Here is a 15,841-nt window from a genome sequence, read left to right on the forward strand (position 1 = left end):
TAGGCCACAAAAAAAGCCCGGCTTCATGCCGGGCTTTTTTGTTCTCCGTTACTAGCGGTTGAAACGCTCGACCAACGCGCGCAATCCGCGGGCAGCGCCTTCCAGCTCGCGACCGCGCTGCATCGTCAGGTCCGCTTTGCTCACGTTGCTGTCTGTGGTCACTGCGATGCTGGTGACCTGCCGAGCAATGTCCTCTGCCACGTGAGCCTGTTCGTCTGCCGCGGCGGCCATCTGCTGGCTCATGCCGGTGATACGGTTCACCGCATCTCGAATGCCTTGCAGGGCCTGCTGCGTCTCGATGACCTGGGCCAGCCCTTGCGCCGCCTCCTTGTCACCTACCTGGGCGATGACGACCGCTTCTTCAGCTTTGCTGGTCAGCGACTGGATGATGGACTGGATCTGCTGCGTTGAATCCCGCGTCTTGCTGGCCAGCGCGCGCACTTCGTCCGCCACTACAGCGAAGCCCCTGCCCTGCTCGCCTGCCCGCGCCGCTTCGATCGCCGCATTGAGCGCCAGCAGGTTGGTCTGTTCAGCGATGCTCTGAATCATGCCGGCGGCAGACATGATCTGCTGCGTCTCGCCGGCCAGCTCGTTTACCGCACTGCCGATGTTGGTCACGGTGTTGGCCAGCAGCTCCATCGCCTTACGCGAGCTGGCCGCCACCCGATCTCCGTCGGTTGCCAGCGCGTTAGCCGTGGTCGCGTCTTCGGCCGTCTGCTGCACGTGGCTGGCGACTTCGGTAATCGATGCGGTCATCTCAGTCACTGCGGTGGCCGTCATGTCCGTTTCACCGCGCTGTTGGCGCAGGTCGTTCTCGGTCTGGCTGGCCAGCAGGGAGGTATCCGCCGAAGCGCTTTCGACCTGCGCGGCCAGATCGGAAAGACGCGTCAGGGCGGTGCGCAGACGCGCATCCTCGCTGATCAGCGCCATTTCCAAGCGCGCGGCGTTGCCTTGCTGTTGGGTATAGCTCAGGGCGACCACTGGATCGGTGAAGGCGTCGGGAACGCTGCGCAGTATCTGCTCCAACTGCCGTTCAGCGGCTGCGTAACAGCCAATCCCCAAGGCGAAGAACAGGCCAAGCACGACAGCAACCTCGACCACAGTCGGCAGCCAGAACATCCCTCCAGCAGCGAGAATCGCGGCGCCAAAGGGCATTGCCAAAACGCGAGCCCAGCGCTTGATCTTGCGATCAAAGGGAACCGCCGGCTTCCCAGCCCGCAGGCGCTCGTATAACGCTGTGGCTCGTGCCACCTGATCTGCGGTCGGCTTGACGCGCACCGACTCGAAGCCAGTCAGCTTGCCTCCGTCGAGAATCGGCGTGACATAGGCGCTAACCCAGTAGAAATCACCATTCTTGCAGCGGTTCTTGACGACGCCCATCCAGCTCTTGCCGGCTTTGAGATAGCTCCACATCTCCCGAAAGATGGCTGGCGGCATGTCCGGGTGACGAACCAGATTATGATCGCTGCCGATCAACTCTGCCCTTGAGTAACCGCTGACAGCGACAAACTCGTCATTGCAGTAGAGGATCTTGCCTTGCGTGTCGGTTGCAGAGATCAGCCGCTGCTGTGCCGGAAAGGTTCTCTCGGTGTTGCTGACCGGTCCGTTATTTCTCATCGTCCTGAACTCCGTAGCGGCGCTTCAATGCCATCCAGACTCGCAGCCACAACGAGCCAATTGTTACAGGAATCGGACAGGACGAAGAAAACTTGAGACGGCACTCGGTCGACTCAGACGAACGTCGAGCCACCGCGATGGCAGGCTAGTGCTACGAGATCAACCCATTGGCCGGCGCAGCTGCACGAACAGCGCCTCGACCTTCGCCCTCGCCCAAGGCGTCTTGCGCAGAAAGGTCAGGCTGGACTTGATGCTGGGGTCGCTTTTGAAGCAGCGGATATCGACCCGCTCTGCCAACCCCTGCCAGCCGAAATGCGCGTGCAGTTCGACCAGGATGGTTTCGAGCGTCACGCCGTGAAGGGGATCTTTTGCCTGGGACATCGGTGCTCTCACGGCCATGGCTGGGTGGAATGAAAAGGCCCGCCAGCGGCGGGCCTTTCGAACCACAACATCTTACAGGCTGATGCGTGTCCCGAGCAGCTCCAGAAATGCCGCCAGCCAGGCCGGATGCGCCGGCCATGCCGGAGCGGTAACCAGGTTGCCCTGGGTATGGGCCTTGTCGACCGGGATGTCGACGTATTCACCGCCTGCCAGCCGCACTTCCGGCGCGCAAGCCGGGTAAGCGCTACAGGCATGCCCCTGAAGGATCTCGGCCGCCGCCAGCAGCTGAGCGCCATGGCACACCGCGGCAATCGGCTTTTGCACCTCGCCGAATGCCTTGACCAGGCCTATCACCCGCTCGTTGAGCCGCAAATACTCCGGCGAACGACCGCCGGGCACGACCAGCGCGTCATAGTCCTCGGCTCGCACCGCATCGAAGTCGAAGTTCAGCGCGAAGTTATGACCGGGCTTCTCGCTATAGGTCTGATCGCCTTCGAAGTCGTGGATCGCCGTGCGTACCGTATCGCCGGCTTTCTTGTCGGGGCAGACGGCATGCACGGTGTGCCCGACCATTTGCAGCGCCTGGAACGGCACCATGGTTTCGTAATCTTCGACATAGTCGCCGACCAGCATCAGGATCTTCTTCGCAGCCATTGGAGCAGTCTCCCAGTCAGGTGAAGGATTGCAGCGCCCAGCCTACGCCTCAGCCGCTGCGGTTGAATATATTGATCACGAGCCGATCGAGCAGCCCCCACATGCGCTGGTAGATGCGCTGGCTGAGCGGGCGGGCGTGCCACTGCTCGAGGTCGATCTCCAGGCTGCGGGAAAAATCACGCTCGAAGCTGGCCACCACGCAGGCACTGAACTGGCTGTCAATCGCCTCCAGGTTGGCTTCCAGGTTCCAGCGCAGGTTCCAGTGATCGAAATTGCACGAGCCGACGCTCACCCAGTCATCGACCAGCACCATTTTCATGTGCAGGAAGTGTGGCTGATATTCGTGAATCCGCACGCCCGCCCTGAGCAGCCGCGGGTAATAGCGCTGACCGGCATAGCGCACCGAGGGGTGATCGGTATTACGACTGGTCAGTAACAGCTGCACGTCCACGCCACGTCGGGCCGCACGCATCAGCTCGCGGCGTACGCGACCGGTCGGCAGGAAGTAAGGCGTGGCCAGCCAGATCCGCTGCTGTGCATGCCGCAGGTTTCGCAACAGACTATGAAGAATGTCACGATGCTGTCGCGCCGCCGAATACGCAACCCGCCCCATCCCCATGCCGGTGGACGGGTTGACGGGCACCCTCGGCTGCCGCTGCGGTAACGGCAGTTGCCAGATCCGCCGCTTCAGGCACAACGCCCATTGCACATCGAACAATCGCCGCCAGTCGTCCAGCAGCGGGCCGGTGATTTCGACCATTGCTTCGTGCCAGTGCTCGTCGGGGTTGTCGGGATTCCAGAACTCATCGGTCGCGCCAGTTCCGCCCACGAAGCAATGCCGGTCGTCGATCAGGATCAGCTTGCGATGATCGCGGTGCAGGTTGCGAAATTTCAGACGTAGTTTCAGAGGGTTATATTGGCGAAAGTCGATGCCGGCGTCGCTCAGACGCTGGCGCGCCTTCTGGCCCAGTTTGAGGCAGCCGAAACCATCGAACAGACAGCGCACCCGCACACCACGTTCGGCGGCGGCCACCAGGGTATCGATCAGCCGATCCGCACACTGCCCGTCCTCGACGAGATAAAGCTCGACGTCCACCCGGCGCTCGGCCGTACCGATGCTCTCCAGGATGCGCGGAAAGAACGTCGGCCCGTCGGTCAGCAGCTGGAAGCGGTTGCCTCCTCGCCATGGGAATACGTCCCCCGCCAGCATCATGATCGAAGGCTCCGCACAAATACCGTGCGCCAAGCGGAAGTGGCGATACAGCTGAGAGACATTGAAATCCTTGTCTGGTAAATGTTCAGGACGTTGCCGAGCGGGCACATCGCGCAACCTCGACCATCGTCCCGTGCCCTTGCGGCACGCCTGTTATAGGTTCGCGCCGCCAGCAGGAGTTCCCAAAGTGTCGGCCTTTACCTGCTTACGGCTGATTGTCCTCGGGTGTAAGCCCATACACCGCGGTAGCCTGCGCGAGCCGCCTGGCCTGCGCGCCACGCGCCAATTGCAGCACGCCGCGATCACGCCGCCAAAGATCCAGCCACTGCCGTGGACCGACCGCCAGCGCGGCATCAATCTCATCGGCCAGCACTGAGAACTGCAAGTTCAGCGCCGCCAACAAGATATGGGTTGCAGATTCTGCAGGTGAAAGTCGCGAGACTTCAGCCCCGCCGGCCAATAGACCGGACAGCTGCAATTGCAATCGTTGCGGCCAGCCGCATTCCAACCCGACGCCATAAAGCCAGCTGACCAGCGCCGTCATCACATACAGGTCTTCCAGCGTGCGGAACGGCTTGACGTAATCGTCCCACCCATCACCAGCCAGCCGGCGACATGCTGCGCTTTCCAGCCGCAGGCGGCCATGCGGAACATCCACCATCAGGGGCAACGGCGGCCGCGTCTCGATGATTACCCCGCGATCGCCGCGACCCACGACGCACAGACTCAGGCGCGGACGCTCGCCAGGCGACTCGTCGCGCGCAGGCACCAACAACCAGCTCGCCATCGAACCGGCGGTGACGAAATCCTTTTGGCCGGTCAGCAGTGATCCTTCCAGGCGGGTCAGCATATCGGCCGGGCGCAGCTTGCGGTCTTCGGTCGCACATAGCGCACCGAGCCCTTCGGGCGCCGCAGGCCAGAGCCGTCGCAGCGCGGCCTGGTAACCGGCAAGAAAGGCCAGCCCGGGAGTAGCTGCCACCCGGCCGCCGAGCACCGCCAGCTCGAAGACACCGCCCTCGCAACGAGCCCGCAGTTCGGCAAACCAGTCATCCAGTGCGAGCCGTGGTGGCAGGCGGTGCAGCGGGCCGAGCAGCGAGTGCCAGGACATCGAGTTCACTCCATGGGTTCAGCGAAGAGATAGCCAATGGCAATCACCGTCATCCAAGCATCATCGATCCGTAACAGTCGTGACACCGCCTCTGCCTAGCCTGAGCCGGCATCACTGATCGACGGAACGCCAACCATAACAATCAAGCGCTCCGATTGCATTGCCACGCCAAGGCTGACCAGGAGACAGGGCATGACCACCATCGCTTTTCCTCGCACCACACGGCGCTTACAAGCAGAGCGCCTGCACGAGCAAGCCGCGCTGCGCGAAGCCCAGGCCTTGCGCTATAGGGTGTTCAGCAGCGAGTTCGGCGCACGCATGCAAGGCGCCGAAGCCGGGCTGGACAGCGACGACTTCGACGCGCACTGCAGCCACATCGGCGTCCGTGATCTGGACAGCGGCCAGCTGGTCGCCACCACACGTCTGCTCGACAACCTGACGGCACGCAGGCTTGGGCGCTTCTACAGCGAAGACGAGTTCAGCCTGCAGGGCCTGGCGGAGCTGGACGCACCGATTCTGGAGATCGGCCGCACCTGCGTCGATCCGGCCTACCGCAACGGAGCGACCATCGCCGTGCTCTGGGGCGAGCTGGCTGAAGCCTTGAACCAGGGCGGTTACCGTTACCTGATGGGTTGCGCCAGCATCCCGATGCGCGACGGTGGCGTCCAGGCCCAGGCGATCATGCAGCGCCTGCGCGAGCGGTACCTGAGTACCGAGCTGTTGCACGCCAACCCGAAGACGCCATTGCCCGTGCTGGAACTGCCGGACAACGTCATCGCGGAAACCCCGCCACTGCTCAAAGCCTATCTGCGACTGGGCGCCAAGATCTGCGGCGAGCCCTGCTGGGATCCCGAATTCCAGGTCGCTGACGTCTTTATCCTGCTCAAGCGCGACGAGCTATGCCCGCGCTACGCACGGCACTTCAAGGCGGCCATCTGAATGGGCCGGCTGCGGTTGTACATGCGGCTGGTGCGGTTGTGTGGGGTGATTGCGATCGGCCTGTCGTTCGCCAGTGCGCTGAAGCTCCAGGCGCTGGTCGGAATCAGGCCATCCCAGGCAACACGCCATCGGCTGTGCCGCTGGTTTCTCGCCCGGCTGGCCGCAGCGCTGCCATACGAGGTTCGGCTGAGGGGTACCCGCCCTGATCAGCCGATGCTATGGCTCGCCAACCACCTGTCCTGGACCGACATCGCACTGCTGGGCATGCTGCAGCCGATGGCGTTCCTCGCTAAATCCGAGGTACGCCAGTGGCCGTTGTTCGGCTGGCTCGCCGCCGAGGCCGGCACGCAATTCATACGACGCGGAGGCGGCGACAGCAGCACCCTGAATCAGTTATTGAGTGCCGAGCTGCAGCAGGGCCGCAACCTGCTGATCTTTCCCGAGGGCACGACCACGGACGGCACCACCTTGCGTACGTTCCACTCGCGATTACTGGCCTGTGCCATCGAAACCGGTACACCGATCCAGCCGGTGGCGATCCGCTATCTGCGCGACGGCGGGACTGATCCCGTCGCGCCGTTCATCGGCGACGATGATCTGCTCTCGCATCTGTTCCGCTTGCTGGCGGCCGACGTTGCAGTCGTGGAGATCCAGCTGCTGCAGCCCATCGACAGCCGCGGCATGGAACGCAATCGACTCGCTCGCTCTTGCCACACCGCCATCGCCGAAGCGCTGTATGGCGCTGCTGCGCCGGTCCCCGTAGCCGCCTGATACAAGCCGAGCGCAAGGAAGCGCTGCTAGACTGGCCACATGAACTATCTCGCACATCTGCATCTGGGCGGCTCGCAGCCCGGCGAGCTGCTCGGCAGCCTGTACGGCGACTTCGTCAAGGGTCCCTTGCAAGGCCGCTGGCCCGCCGACATCGAAGCCGGAATACGCCTGCATCGACAAATCGATGCCTATACCGACAGCCATCCCCTGGTGCTGCAAGCCAAGCAGCGCTTTCCCAGCGAACGGCGGCGATACGCTGGAATACTGATCGACCTGTTTTTCGACCACTGTCTGGCCGCGCACTGGCATGACTATGCCGATGAACCCCTGCAGCTGTTCACAGCACGGGTCTATCGGGTGTTGGATGAGGAGGCCGAACTACCCGGCAAGCTGGCGTTCATCGCTCCACGCATGGCGGCTCAGGACTGGCTCGGCAGCTACCGCGACTTCACCGTAATGGAGCAAGTGGTGGCCGGGATGAGTCGGCGGCTGTCGCGCCCGGAAGGGTTGGCTGGCGGCGTCGCCGAACTGGAGCAGCTATACCTGCCGCTCCAGCAGGATTTCCGCGAGTTCTATCCGCAATTGCAGGCTTTCGCGCAGCTCAACGGCGCCCCGCCGAGCGCTGCCGGCAAGTGAACGGCCTCGCCTCGAATCACTCAGCCCGCAGCGCTGCGGCGAAGCGTTCCAACCAGGGCTCCGCGTCGCTTTCGGGGGTGACCGTTTCGCTGGCATCGAGACGCAGCATGTCCTGCACCTCGCGCACGCCCAACTCTGCGTACAACTCTCGAACCAGCTCACCGGCACCGCAGAAGGTATCGCCATAGCTGGCGTCGCCCAGCGCGATCACGCCGCCTGGCAAGCCCTGCCACGCCGGAAACCGGTCGCGGATGGCGGAATATAGCGGAACGAAATTGTCCGGCAGCTCACCCATCCCGGTGGTGGCCGTTACCACCAGCAATGCTTGCGGCGCGAAATCGATGACCTGCGCCAGCTGGGCACGCGGGTCATGCCACGTCTCGAAACCTGCTGCCTTCAGGACCGTTGCGGCGTGACGGGCGACATCTTCGGCCGTGCCGTAGACCGTACCGGAGAGGATGGCGACTTTCATGATGAGCTCCGCTGCGAATGGAAGCGCAACATTATGCCGCATTCGGCCCTCTAGCCGACGCAGGGAGTTCTACACTCTCAACGAGTGCGCCTGGTGTGACAGGGAATTTATCGACCAGAGCGTTGTCGCAAGGCGGTCCTTCAGAGGATCTCGCGGGGTGCCTGACAGGCGCACGGAGCCAACAAGGCATGGGCAGGCCAGGTCCTGCTGCCCTGGAGAGGGAAGTCGGGATGCCGAACAAGACCGTTCTTACCAGCGCCGAGCTGGCCTACATCAATGATCTCGTCACGGGCCCTTCCGCGGAAACGGGCCAGGCGCAGGGCGGCTTTCGTCTGGATGGTGGCGACAAGGCCAACACCCTTCTATTGCGCCTGGCAGCCAAGGCCAAGCTGTCCTTCGACGCCGAGTTCGACGACTATTGCATGTCGTTCCCGCTACAGCTCGACAAGGACGAATTCCAGACCGTCCATCTGCAACTCGCACCGCCAATCATCTACGAACGCGGCCCGGTGCTGCGCGCGTGGCGGCTGCATCTCGACGAGCCGCTGCCGTTGCTCTCCGACGACGGCCACGAGACCGCACTGAGCGTCCATGAGCTGTCACCGAACGGCCTTCTGGTCGATGTCGGAGCGAAGCGCAAGGCGCCCAAGCACCTGCATCTGCACTTGGCGCTTCCTGGCGAAGACGCGCTGGAGATCGACGCACACCGGATCCGCGATGCCAAGGGCGGGCTGACCGCGTACGAGGTCGAGTATCCGCAGAATCGCGACGCCGAGCGCATCCGCTCATACCTGTATGAGCAGCACCAGCGCCTGCATCCTGAGCTACAACCGGAGCTGCCGACCGAGCTGTTCAACGATACTCCCGAGCACTCCTAGCGTCTGGCATCATCATTTATCCTGTCCCGATCCGCCGGGCCCGTCTCGGTGTGATGCCGCCATACCACTGGTGTAAGCTGGGGCGCTTCAGGCCGCGCCCAACCGCGCGGCCAGGCGCGATTCTCTTCAGGCGACTCAGTGACGACCATGACCCAGCCAGCGGCCCCGATTCTGATCACCGGCGCCAGCCAACGCATCGGCTTGCATTGCGCCGAGCGCCTGCTCGATGAGGGGCAGCCGGTGATCGTCAGCTACCGCACCCCGCGCCCCAGCCTCGACCGGCTGCGCGAACGCGGTGCCGTGACGCTCCAGGCGGATTTTTCCGGCGCCGAGGGCATCCACGCCTTCATCGCCGCGCTCAAGCAACAGACGCAGGCCCTGCGCGCGATCGTCCACAATGCGTCCGACTGGCACGTCGAAGCGCCAGGCCAGGAGGCCGAGGTGTTCCAGCGCATGTTCGAGGTGCACATGCTCGCCCCCTACCTGATCAATATCCAGTGCGCCGAACTGCTACGCCATGGCGGCCCGGCGGACATCATCCACATCGGTGACGATGTCACCCGCGTCGGCAGCAAAAAGCACATCGCGTATGCAGCCAGCAAAGCCGGCCTGGACAACCTGACGCTGTCGTTCGCCGCCAGCCTGGCGCCGACCATCAAGGTCAACGGCATAGCGCCAGCCCTGATACAGTTCAACGAAGGCGATGACGAGGCATACCGACGCAAGGCCTTGACTAAATCCGCGCTGGGTATTGAGCCCGGTGCCGAAGTGATCTACCAGAGCCTGCGCTATCTGCTCGATAATCCCTATGTCACCGGCACCACGCTAGCGGTCAACGGTGGCCGCCACCTGATCTGATACGCGAAGGAACATCATGCCTCGACTGGAACCCGCCATGGCGCGCATCCGCGTCAAAGACCTGCGACTGCGCACCTTCATCGGCATCAAGGAGGAAGAAATCCTCAACAAACAGGATGTGTTGATCAACCTGACGATGCTCTACCCCGCCGCCGACGCCGTGCGTGACAACGACATCGAACACGCCCTGAACTACCGCACCATCACCAAGGCCATCATTCGGCACGTCGAAGACAATCGCTTCGCCCTGCTCGAGCGCCTCACCCAGGAAATCCTCGATCTGGTCATGACGCACCCACAGGTGCGCTACGCCGAGGTCGAAGTCGACAAGCCCCACGCCCTGCGCTTCGCCGAGTCGGTATCGATCACCCTGGCCGCGCACCGGGACTGAACTGTCGATCAATCACTGCCGTAGGCCAGCGTGGTCATCAGCGCGCGCTCACCGCGGCGGGCATCCAACCGGGTGTGCTGGATCACCACTGGCACGCTGGAAACGAACACGCTGGCGTAATCGGTCTCCCGAGGGACGGCCTCGGGCGCCTGCAGATCGTCGAAACGCAAATGCAAGGTGCGCCGTGCGGGCACCCTGACCTCGTACGGACCGGCGGGCTCACGGTCGGCGAAATACAGCGTCAGTTCGATCACCGCTTCCACCGGTCCGGCGTTGAGAATGCAGGCCGTTTCGTGGCTGCGCAGCGCCGGATCGTCAGGCACGGGGCCCGGCTCCGGCAGGTAACCCTCGGCAATGACCCAATGTTTTTTCCCGATCACACTCGTTCTCCTCTACCCGTGGACAGCCGGCTGGCTATCCTTTTCAGCGGAGGCGCCAGAGCGGGCTAAAGTTCCCCCGCTGCTCTCTGGCCCAGGGCATCGGTCAAGGTTATGATCCCGCCCACGTCTGCATTGCCGAGACCTGCAAAATGAACGATCAAGAACGCACCGAACTCGAAGCCGCCGCCTTCCGCCGTCTGGTCCAGCACCTGCGCAGCCGCCCGGATGCGCAAAACATCGACCTGATGAACCTGGCCGGCTTCTGCAGAAACTGTCTGTCGAAGTGGTACAAAGCCGCTGCCGATGACCTGGACATAGAGGTCAGCATCGACGAGGCGCGTGAAGAGGTTTACGGCATGCCCTACGCCGAATGGAAAAAGCGCTATCAAAAGGAAGCGACGCCCGAACAGCAGGCCGCATTCGACAAGAGCCAGAAACCATGACCGATATCAGGGACTTCCGTGCCCGGCTGCGCAACCGCAACCACCCTTTCAGCGAGACGCTGGCGTTCATCGCCAGTGCCTATGACTATCAGCCGAGCCGCTTTTTCAACGGCAACGTGGAAAATGCCGCCGGCGAAAACGAAGGCTCCTGCAAGACCCTCGGACTCGCGGTGCTGGAAGGTTTCAGCACCGAGGAAGCGTTGCTGGCATTCGGCGAGCATTACCAGTCGGTGCTGGAAAACCCCAGCGGAACCGACCACCGCAACATTCGCGCCCTGATGGAAACCGGACTGCCTGGCGTACGCTTCGACCAACAGCCGCTGCGGCGCAAACCGATCAGCTTCGACACCAAATGAGCAGGGGCCGACCACGCGCCTGACGGCGCGATGGCAGACGGCCCGCAACGCTATGGTCGTTCGAAACCAGATCTCGCCCGCGTGCAACGGTGCCTGCCGTTGCACAATCTCGATTACCGGAACAGACGCTATCGTGCCTCGCAGCCGGGTTCTCCCGCTCCGCCAACACCGATAGGTCTGGCCGGCCCGTCCGGAGTTCTACACATGCCCATCGCCGCCCTTTCCGGCCCGCAGTACCTGCGTGAAGGCCTGAAGCTGATCCTGAGCCCCGGACTACGGCTGTTCGTGATCCTGCCGTTGACCGTCAATCTGCTGCTGTTCGCCGGGATCATCTATTTCTCCATACGCCAGTTCGGCGGTTGGGTCGACACGCTCATGCCGCGCCTGCCCGAGTGGCTGATGTTCCTCGAATACATCCTCTGGCCGCTGTTCGTGGTCCTGGTGCTGTTGATGGTGTTCTTCACCTTCACCATGCTCGCCAACATCATCGCGGCACCCTTCAATGGGTTTCTCGCCGAGAAGGTGGAAACCGTCGCGCGTGGCGAGGACAGTTCGCCACCCTTCAGTTGGGCCGAACTGCTGGCGATGCTGCCACGCACCATCGGACGTGAAGCGCGCAAGCTGGCCTACTTCGCACCGCGAGCGATTGCGCTGCTGATTCTCTCGTTCATCCCGGTGGTGAACCTCTTCGCCGCCCCTTTGTGGCTGTTGTTCGGCATCTGGATGATGGCAGTGCAGTACATCGACTATCCGGCGGACAACAACAAGATGAGCTGGGCGGAGATGATGGTGTGGCTGCGCCAGCGGCGCTGGAAGAGCCTGAGCTTCGGTGCGGTGACCTACGCCGCGTTGCTCATACCTGTGCTGAACCTGTTGATCATGCCGGCGGCGGTGGCCGGCGCAACGCTGTTCTGGGTTCGCGAAGGGGGAAAGAAGCACCTGGTACCTGCTGCCCGTCAGTGAACCGCCTAGGCGATGATTGTCTAGATCCGAACACCTTCGGATTCAGGAGATTCGCACATGGCACTTCGCGCATTGGCTATCAACTGCACACTCAAAACTTCGCCAACCCCCTCATCATGCGGTTTGCTGCTGAGCCAGACCATGCATGAACTGGAGAAACTCGGGGTGACCTGCGAGCAGATACGCGCGGTGGATTTCAACATCAAGCCCGGGGTGACCTCTGATGAAGGGGCGGGCGATGAGTGGCCGGCGATCCGGAAAAAGGTCCTCGACGCCGACATTCTGCTGCTCGGCACTCCGATATGGCTGGGCCATCCGGCCAGCGTCTGCCAGCGGGTGCTCGAACGCCTCGATGCCTTTCTTGGCGAGGTGGATGACCAGCAGCGCATGGTGTCCTACGGACGGGTCGCCTGCGTTGCCGTGGTTGGCAACGAGGATGGCGCTCACCACGTAGTGGCCGAACTGTTTCAGGGGCTCAATGACGTGGGCTTCAGCATTCCTGCGAATGGCTGTACCTACTGGGTAGGTCAGGCGATGGGCTCGACCGACTACAAGGATGTCGAGGACCCCGGCGAGAAGATCGCCAAGACCAACGCGATGCTGGCGCGCAACGCGGTGCATCTGGCGACCCTGCTCAAGCAGTCCGGCTATCCCGGCGCTTCGACATAGCCCCCGCTGCGCCAAGGCGGCGGCTATCGATCTCCCAACCGGCGGCTCGGCCGAGGCCAGCCGCCAACTTCGCCACGGGGCGAATCAAGCCAGGGTTTTCAGCGCCTCGCGACTGAACGGCAGGATGTCCTGCATGCGTCCTTCGCGAACCTTCAGCGCCCAGTCCGGATCGCATATCAGTGCACGCCCCACGGCAACCAGATCGAATTCCTGCTTGTTCAGGCGCTCGAGCAAACCTTCGATATTTTCCGGTTGCGCCACCTTGTCGGTCTTGACCATGAACTGCAGGAATTCACCGTCCAGGCCAACGCTGCCCACGGTAATCGTCGGTTTGCCGGTCAGTTGCCTGGTCCAGCCGGCCAGGTTGAGGTCCGAGCCCTCGAATTCCGGCTCCCAGAACCGCCGCGTCGAGCAGTGGAAAATGTCCACACCCGCCGCCGAGAGCGGTGCGAGAAAAGCCTCGAGGTCTTGCGGCGTGGTGACCAGGCGAGCGGTGTAGTCCTGCTGCTTCCACTGCGAAAAGCGGAAGATGATCGGGAAGTCGGCGCCCACCGCAGCACGCACGGCCTCGATCAGCTCGATGGCGAAGCGCGAGCGATTGGCCATGCTGCCACCGTATTCATCAGTGCGCTGGTTGCTGCCCTCCCAGAAGAATTGGTCGATCAGGTAACCATGCGCACCGTGGATCTCGACGCCATCCATGCCGATCACCTTGGCATCGGCCGCCGCCTGAGCGAACGCGGCGATCACTGCCTGGATGTCCTGTTTGGTCATGCCATGCACGACAACCTGGCCGTCCTTGACCTTTTCCATGGGGCCGTAGCCGAGCACTTCGGGCTCCGGCTCGGTGCCCTTGCGACGCACATTGCCGACATGCCAGAGCTGCGGCACGATCTTGCCGCCCGCGGCGTGTACGGCGTCCACCACGGCCTTCCAGCCGGCCAGGGCATCCTCGCCGTAGAAGCGCGGCACCTGCGGGTAACCATTGGCGGCGGCGTGGCCAACCGTGGTGCCCTCGGTGATGATCAGCCCAACGCCCGATGCGGCACGACGACGGTAGTATTCGACGACCTCTGCGGTCGGCACGCCATTGGGCGAGAACGAGCGGGTCATCGGCGCCATGACGACACGTGTCGGCAGTTGCAGGCTGCCGAGCTGGAAAGGCTGAAACAGGGCATTCACGGCTGCGGTCATTGTTGTCTCCTGGTTGAGGGTATAAAAGCGACCGGTCGTCTCGCCGTTCGCCAAAAAAACTCAGCGGACCGTCAGTAAACGTTCCAACTGGGTCAGAAAGATTTCCAGCGGCCCGACGCTGCGGCCGACCTTCATGCGCAACAGCGCCCCTTCCCAGGCGTTGCCGATGAACTCGGCCAGCGCCTGGCAATCGGTGTCCGAGGGGATTTCAGCCTGAGCCCGGGCCTGCTCGAGACAGCCGGCCAGCAGCGCGACGGACCGCTGCAGAATCGACTCCACCTGGCGGCCGATCGGCTGCGACAGTTCGGCCATTTCGAAGCTGAGACTGCCGATGAAGCAGTGGTATTCCGGGTTTTCCTGACGGGCGAAGTGCGCGACAAGCTCGGCGTAGTAACCGAGGATTCGCTCGCGAGGGCTCAGCGCAGAGCGGCTGAGCGCAGCCTGGTAGCGCTCCAGCCGAGGCGTGTACAGATGCTCGAGCGCCTGCAGGGCGAAATCTTCCTTGCTGGCGAAGTAGTGATAGAAGGAGCCCTTGGGGATGCCGGCGGCCTGGACGATCTCCAGTACCCCGGTACCGTGATAGCCACGCCGGGTCATCACCTGCGCGCCCTTGGCCAGGATCATTTCACGCTTGTCGATTCGAGCTCGGTTGTTCATGGGGCGAGCATATGACCGGTCATCTCGCCCCGAATAGCATCATCCATGACGCTTATTGCGGCGCCACGTTGCCAACGATGGCGCGCGGACCAGCAGGACGATGAAAGCCAGGCACAGCCAGCAGCTGTGCCGGTGACCCGATCAGCCGAGCGCTTGCTCGATCGCCTGGATCAGCGCCGGGTCGTCCGGCGCGGTGCGGGGTGAAAAGCGCGCGAGCACGCGGCCATCCTTGCCAACCAGGAACTTCTCGAAGTTCCAGCTGATGTCGCCCGGGAAATCGGCGCCTTCACCGGCCAGCAGCCGATACAGCGGGTGGCGCTGCGGGCCGTTGACCTCCAGCTTGCTGCTCAGCGGGAAGCTGATGCCGTACTGCTCGCTGCAAAACTGCAGAATCTGCGCGTCGCTGCCCGGTTCCTGCGCAGCGAATTGATTGCATGGAATCCCCAGCACGCCGAAACCACGATCCCTAAAACGCTGGTGCAAGGCCTGCAAGCCGGCGTATTGCGGGGTCAAGCCGCATTCGGAGGCTACATTGACCACCAGCGTCAGCTGGCTTTTCAGCGCCGCAAGCGGCAACTCCTGACCGCCGAGGTCAGTGAGGACCAAATCGTGGAACGCGCTCATCTCTCTTCTCCAGAGGGTAAAAAAGCGCTCCAGCATCACCGAAGCGCTTTCATCGCCCGATCGTCGCGATCGAGCCTTTCGCCATCTGCCTTGCAGCGAAAAATCAGTGGTGGTGACCACCTTCCCCATGAACGTGACCATGGGCGACTTCTTCGTCGCTGGCGTCGCGTACATCGACGACCTTGACTTCGAAGTTCAGGCGCTGGCCAGCCAGCGGATGGTTACCGTCGACCACCACGTCATCGCCTTCCACATCGCGAATGGTGACGATCTGCATGCCGCCATCCGGACCGGATGCGTGGAACTGCATACCAACTTCGAGCTCGTCGACGCCTTCGAACATCGACCGATTGAGGGTTGCGACCAGCTCCGGGCTGTACTCGCCATAGGCATCCTGGGGTTCGATGGCGACCTTCAGCTCGTCGCCGCCCTGCTTGCCTTCCAACGCCCTTTCCAGGCCGGAGATGATGTTGCCTGCACCATGCAGGTAGACCAGCGGCGCGCCGCCGGCCGAGCTGTCGATCACCTCACCGGCGTCGTTGGTGAGCGTGTAGTCGATTGACACAGCCTTGTTTGCGGCAATCTGCATGAGACGTAACCTTTGCTTGGGAATGTGATGCCAAAGTTTAACCGCGCC

At 62.8% G+C, this 15,841-nt stretch carries 21 protein-coding genes; 10 read left to right on the forward strand and 11 right to left on the reverse strand.

All coding sequences use genetic code 11. From position 1 onward, the window contains the following. Nucleotides 1-51 precede the first annotated feature (51 nt). From KCX70_RS16990 to KCX70_RS17010, 5 genes are all read right to left on the reverse strand, one after another. Nucleotides 52-1,617, reverse strand: a complete 1,566-nt coding sequence (locus KCX70_RS16990) for a methyl-accepting chemotaxis protein (protein ID WP_212618230.1) — start codon at nt 1,615-1,617, stop codon at nt 52-54. Between the two features lie 159 nt (nt 1,618-1,776). After that, nucleotides 1,777-1,998: a VF530 family DNA-binding protein gene (locus KCX70_RS16995; RefSeq protein WP_212618231.1), complete on the reverse strand. Its 222-nt coding sequence runs from the start codon at nt 1,996-1,998 to the stop codon at nt 1,777-1,779. A gap of 72 nt (nt 1,999-2,070) precedes the next feature. Then, nucleotides 2,071-2,652, reverse strand: coding sequence for a DJ-1/PfpI family protein (locus KCX70_RS17000; protein WP_212618232.1), 582 nt, complete (start codon nt 2,650-2,652; stop codon nt 2,071-2,073). A gap of 49 nt (nt 2,653-2,701) precedes the next feature. Next, the gene (locus tag KCX70_RS17005; RefSeq protein ID WP_212620372.1) at nt 2,702-3,862 is read right to left on the reverse strand and encodes a phospholipase D-like domain-containing protein; all 1,161 of its coding nucleotides are present in this window, start codon (nt 3,860-3,862) and stop codon (nt 2,702-2,704) included. A 208-nt stretch (nt 3,863-4,070) separates the two neighbouring features. Continuing rightward, nucleotides 4,071-4,973 carry an acyl-CoA dehydrogenase gene (locus KCX70_RS17010; protein WP_212618233.1) on the reverse strand — a complete coding sequence of 301 codons (903 nt, stop codon included), beginning with the start codon at nt 4,971-4,973 and terminating at the stop codon, nt 4,071-4,073. Between the two features lie 192 nt (nt 4,974-5,165). Here KCX70_RS17010 and olsB point away from each other — a divergent pair, with 192 nt between their 5' ends. The 3 genes from olsB to KCX70_RS17025 are packed head-to-tail and all read left to right on the forward strand — an operon-like array spanning nt 5,166 to nt 7,319. Beyond that, complete coding sequence (gene olsB, locus KCX70_RS17015) at nt 5,166-5,912, forward strand: L-ornithine N(alpha)-acyltransferase (protein WP_212618234.1); 747 nt, start codon at nt 5,166-5,168, stop codon at nt 5,910-5,912. After that, the gene (locus KCX70_RS17020; RefSeq protein ID WP_212618235.1) at nt 5,913-6,683 is read left to right on the forward strand and encodes a lysophospholipid acyltransferase family protein; all 771 of its coding nucleotides are present in this window, start codon (nt 5,913-5,915) and stop codon (nt 6,681-6,683) included. Between the two features lie 39 nt (nt 6,684-6,722). Continuing rightward, complete coding sequence (locus KCX70_RS17025) at nt 6,723-7,319, forward strand: ACP phosphodiesterase (protein ID WP_212618236.1); 597 nt, start codon at nt 6,723-6,725, stop codon at nt 7,317-7,319. A gap of 16 nt (nt 7,320-7,335) precedes the next feature. On the opposite strand, the gene KCX70_RS17030 is transcribed toward KCX70_RS17025, so the two are convergent. Further along, complete coding sequence (locus KCX70_RS17030; protein ID WP_212618237.1) at nt 7,336-7,791, reverse strand: flavodoxin; 456 nt, start codon at nt 7,789-7,791, stop codon at nt 7,336-7,338. Nucleotides 7,792-8,021: 230 nt separating this feature from the next. Here KCX70_RS17030 and KCX70_RS17035 point away from each other — a divergent pair, with 230 nt between their 5' ends. The 3 genes from KCX70_RS17035 to folX all read left to right on the forward strand — a co-directional run bounded on the left by KCX70_RS17035 (nt 8,022) and on the right by folX (nt 9,918). Then, nucleotides 8,022-8,669, forward strand: coding sequence for a PilZ domain-containing protein (locus KCX70_RS17035; RefSeq protein WP_021205920.1), 648 nt, complete (start codon nt 8,022-8,024; stop codon nt 8,667-8,669). Between the two features lie 147 nt (nt 8,670-8,816). After that, nucleotides 8,817-9,527 (forward strand): dihydromonapterin reductase, encoded by a 711-nt coding sequence (gene folM / locus KCX70_RS17040; protein ID WP_212618238.1) that lies wholly within the window; start codon nt 8,817-8,819, stop codon nt 9,525-9,527. A 16-nt stretch (nt 9,528-9,543) separates the two neighbouring features. Next, nucleotides 9,544-9,918 carry a dihydroneopterin triphosphate 2'-epimerase gene (gene folX, locus KCX70_RS17045; RefSeq protein WP_021205918.1) on the forward strand — a complete coding sequence of 125 codons (375 nt, stop codon included), beginning with the start codon at nt 9,544-9,546 and terminating at the stop codon, nt 9,916-9,918. 8 nt (nt 9,919-9,926) lie between these two features. Here folX and KCX70_RS17050 read toward each other — a convergent pair whose 3' ends face one another. Continuing rightward, nucleotides 9,927-10,298: a sensory rhodopsin transducer gene (locus KCX70_RS17050; RefSeq protein WP_021205917.1), complete on the reverse strand. Its 372-nt coding sequence runs from the start codon at nt 10,296-10,298 to the stop codon at nt 9,927-9,929. 149 nt (nt 10,299-10,447) lie between these two features. On the opposite strand from KCX70_RS17050, the gene KCX70_RS17055 reads away from it, so the two are divergent. From KCX70_RS17055 to KCX70_RS17070, 4 genes are all read left to right on the forward strand, one after another. Beyond that, on the forward strand, nt 10,448-10,741 hold the full coding sequence (locus KCX70_RS17055) for a DUF1244 domain-containing protein (RefSeq protein ID WP_102853604.1): 294 nt from the start codon (nt 10,448-10,450) through the stop codon (nt 10,739-10,741). Further along, the gene (locus KCX70_RS17060; protein WP_021205915.1) at nt 10,738-11,097 is read left to right on the forward strand and encodes a HopJ type III effector protein; all 360 of its coding nucleotides are present in this window, start codon (nt 10,738-10,740) and stop codon (nt 11,095-11,097) included. The genes KCX70_RS17055 and KCX70_RS17060 overlap by 4 nt, the downstream gene beginning before the upstream one ends. Before the next feature lie 204 nt (nt 11,098-11,301). Beyond that, nucleotides 11,302-12,060: a sulfate transporter CysZ gene (gene cysZ, locus KCX70_RS17065; RefSeq protein ID WP_212618239.1), complete on the forward strand. Its 759-nt coding sequence runs from the start codon at nt 11,302-11,304 to the stop codon at nt 12,058-12,060. Between the two features lie 57 nt (nt 12,061-12,117). After that, a complete protein-coding gene (locus tag KCX70_RS17070) occupies nt 12,118-12,729 on the forward strand; it encodes a flavodoxin family protein (RefSeq protein WP_021205913.1) in 612 nt (203 codons plus the stop codon). Between the two features lie 84 nt (nt 12,730-12,813). On the opposite strand, the gene KCX70_RS17075 is transcribed toward KCX70_RS17070, so the two are convergent. From KCX70_RS17075 to KCX70_RS17090, 4 genes are all read right to left on the reverse strand, one after another. Further along, on the reverse strand, nt 12,814-13,923 hold the full coding sequence (locus KCX70_RS17075; RefSeq protein ID WP_212618240.1) for an NADH:flavin oxidoreductase: 1,110 nt from the start codon (nt 13,921-13,923) through the stop codon (nt 12,814-12,816). A gap of 60 nt (nt 13,924-13,983) precedes the next feature. Beyond that, entirely contained in the window at nt 13,984-14,580 is a 597-nt protein-coding gene (locus tag KCX70_RS17080; protein WP_102847538.1) for a TetR/AcrR family transcriptional regulator, read from the reverse strand. A gap of 141 nt (nt 14,581-14,721) precedes the next feature. Next, the gene (locus tag KCX70_RS17085) at nt 14,722-15,204 is read right to left on the reverse strand and encodes a glutathione peroxidase (protein ID WP_021205910.1); all 483 of its coding nucleotides are present in this window, start codon (nt 15,202-15,204) and stop codon (nt 14,722-14,724) included. Between the two features lie 103 nt (nt 15,205-15,307). Then, the gene (locus KCX70_RS17090; RefSeq protein ID WP_021205909.1) at nt 15,308-15,793 is read right to left on the reverse strand and encodes an FKBP-type peptidyl-prolyl cis-trans isomerase; all 486 of its coding nucleotides are present in this window, start codon (nt 15,791-15,793) and stop codon (nt 15,308-15,310) included. Nucleotides 15,794-15,841 lie beyond the last annotated feature (48 nt).

Source organism: Stutzerimonas stutzeri (assembly GCF_018138085.1).
GTDB lineage: Bacteria > Pseudomonadota > Gammaproteobacteria > Pseudomonadales > Pseudomonadaceae > Stutzerimonas > Stutzerimonas stutzeri_AI.

Bases quoted from the DNA above. Each gene is read 5' to 3' on its own strand.
- KCX70_RS16990 (WP_212618230.1), bottom strand. From the start codon at position 1,617: ATGAGAAATAACGGACCGGTCAGCAACACCGAGAGAACCTTTCCGGCA.
- KCX70_RS16995 (WP_212618231.1), bottom strand. From the start codon at position 1,998: ATGTCCCAGGCAAAAGATCCCCTTCACGGCGTGACGCTCGAAACCATC.
- KCX70_RS17000 (WP_212618232.1), bottom strand. From the start codon at position 2,652: ATGGCTGCGAAGAAGATCCTGATGCTGGTCGGCGACTATGTCGAAGAT.
- KCX70_RS17005 (WP_212620372.1), bottom strand. From the start codon at position 3,862: ATGCTGGCGGGGGACGTATTCCCATGGCGAGGAGGCAACCGCTTCCAG.
- KCX70_RS17010 (WP_212618233.1), bottom strand. From the start codon at position 4,973: ATGTCCTGGCACTCGCTGCTCGGCCCGCTGCACCGCCTGCCACCACGG.
- olsB (WP_212618234.1), top strand. From the start codon at position 5,166: ATGACCACCATCGCTTTTCCTCGCACCACACGGCGCTTACAAGCAGAG.
- KCX70_RS17020 (WP_212618235.1), top strand. From the start codon at position 5,913: ATGGGCCGGCTGCGGTTGTACATGCGGCTGGTGCGGTTGTGTGGGGTG.
- KCX70_RS17025 (WP_212618236.1), top strand. From the start codon at position 6,723: ATGAACTATCTCGCACATCTGCATCTGGGCGGCTCGCAGCCCGGCGAG.
- KCX70_RS17030 (WP_212618237.1), bottom strand. From the start codon at position 7,791: ATGAAAGTCGCCATCCTCTCCGGTACGGTCTACGGCACGGCCGAAGAT.
- KCX70_RS17035 (WP_021205920.1), top strand. From the start codon at position 8,022: ATGCCGAACAAGACCGTTCTTACCAGCGCCGAGCTGGCCTACATCAAT.
- folM (WP_212618238.1), top strand. From the start codon at position 8,817: ATGACCCAGCCAGCGGCCCCGATTCTGATCACCGGCGCCAGCCAACGC.
- folX (WP_021205918.1), top strand. From the start codon at position 9,544: ATGCCTCGACTGGAACCCGCCATGGCGCGCATCCGCGTCAAAGACCTG.
- KCX70_RS17055 (WP_102853604.1), top strand. From the start codon at position 10,448: ATGAACGATCAAGAACGCACCGAACTCGAAGCCGCCGCCTTCCGCCGT.
- KCX70_RS17060 (WP_021205915.1), top strand. From the start codon at position 10,738: ATGACCGATATCAGGGACTTCCGTGCCCGGCTGCGCAACCGCAACCAC.
- cysZ (WP_212618239.1), top strand. From the start codon at position 11,302: ATGCCCATCGCCGCCCTTTCCGGCCCGCAGTACCTGCGTGAAGGCCTG.
- KCX70_RS17070 (WP_021205913.1), top strand. From the start codon at position 12,118: ATGGCACTTCGCGCATTGGCTATCAACTGCACACTCAAAACTTCGCCA.
- KCX70_RS17075 (WP_212618240.1), bottom strand. From the start codon at position 13,923: ATGACCGCAGCCGTGAATGCCCTGTTTCAGCCTTTCCAGCTCGGCAGC.
- KCX70_RS17080 (WP_102847538.1), bottom strand. From the start codon at position 14,580: ATGAACAACCGAGCTCGAATCGACAAGCGTGAAATGATCCTGGCCAAG.
- KCX70_RS17085 (WP_021205910.1), bottom strand. From the start codon at position 15,204: ATGAGCGCGTTCCACGATTTGGTCCTCACTGACCTCGGCGGTCAGGAG.
- KCX70_RS17090 (WP_021205909.1), bottom strand. From the start codon at position 15,793: ATGCAGATTGCCGCAAACAAGGCTGTGTCAATCGACTACACGCTCACC.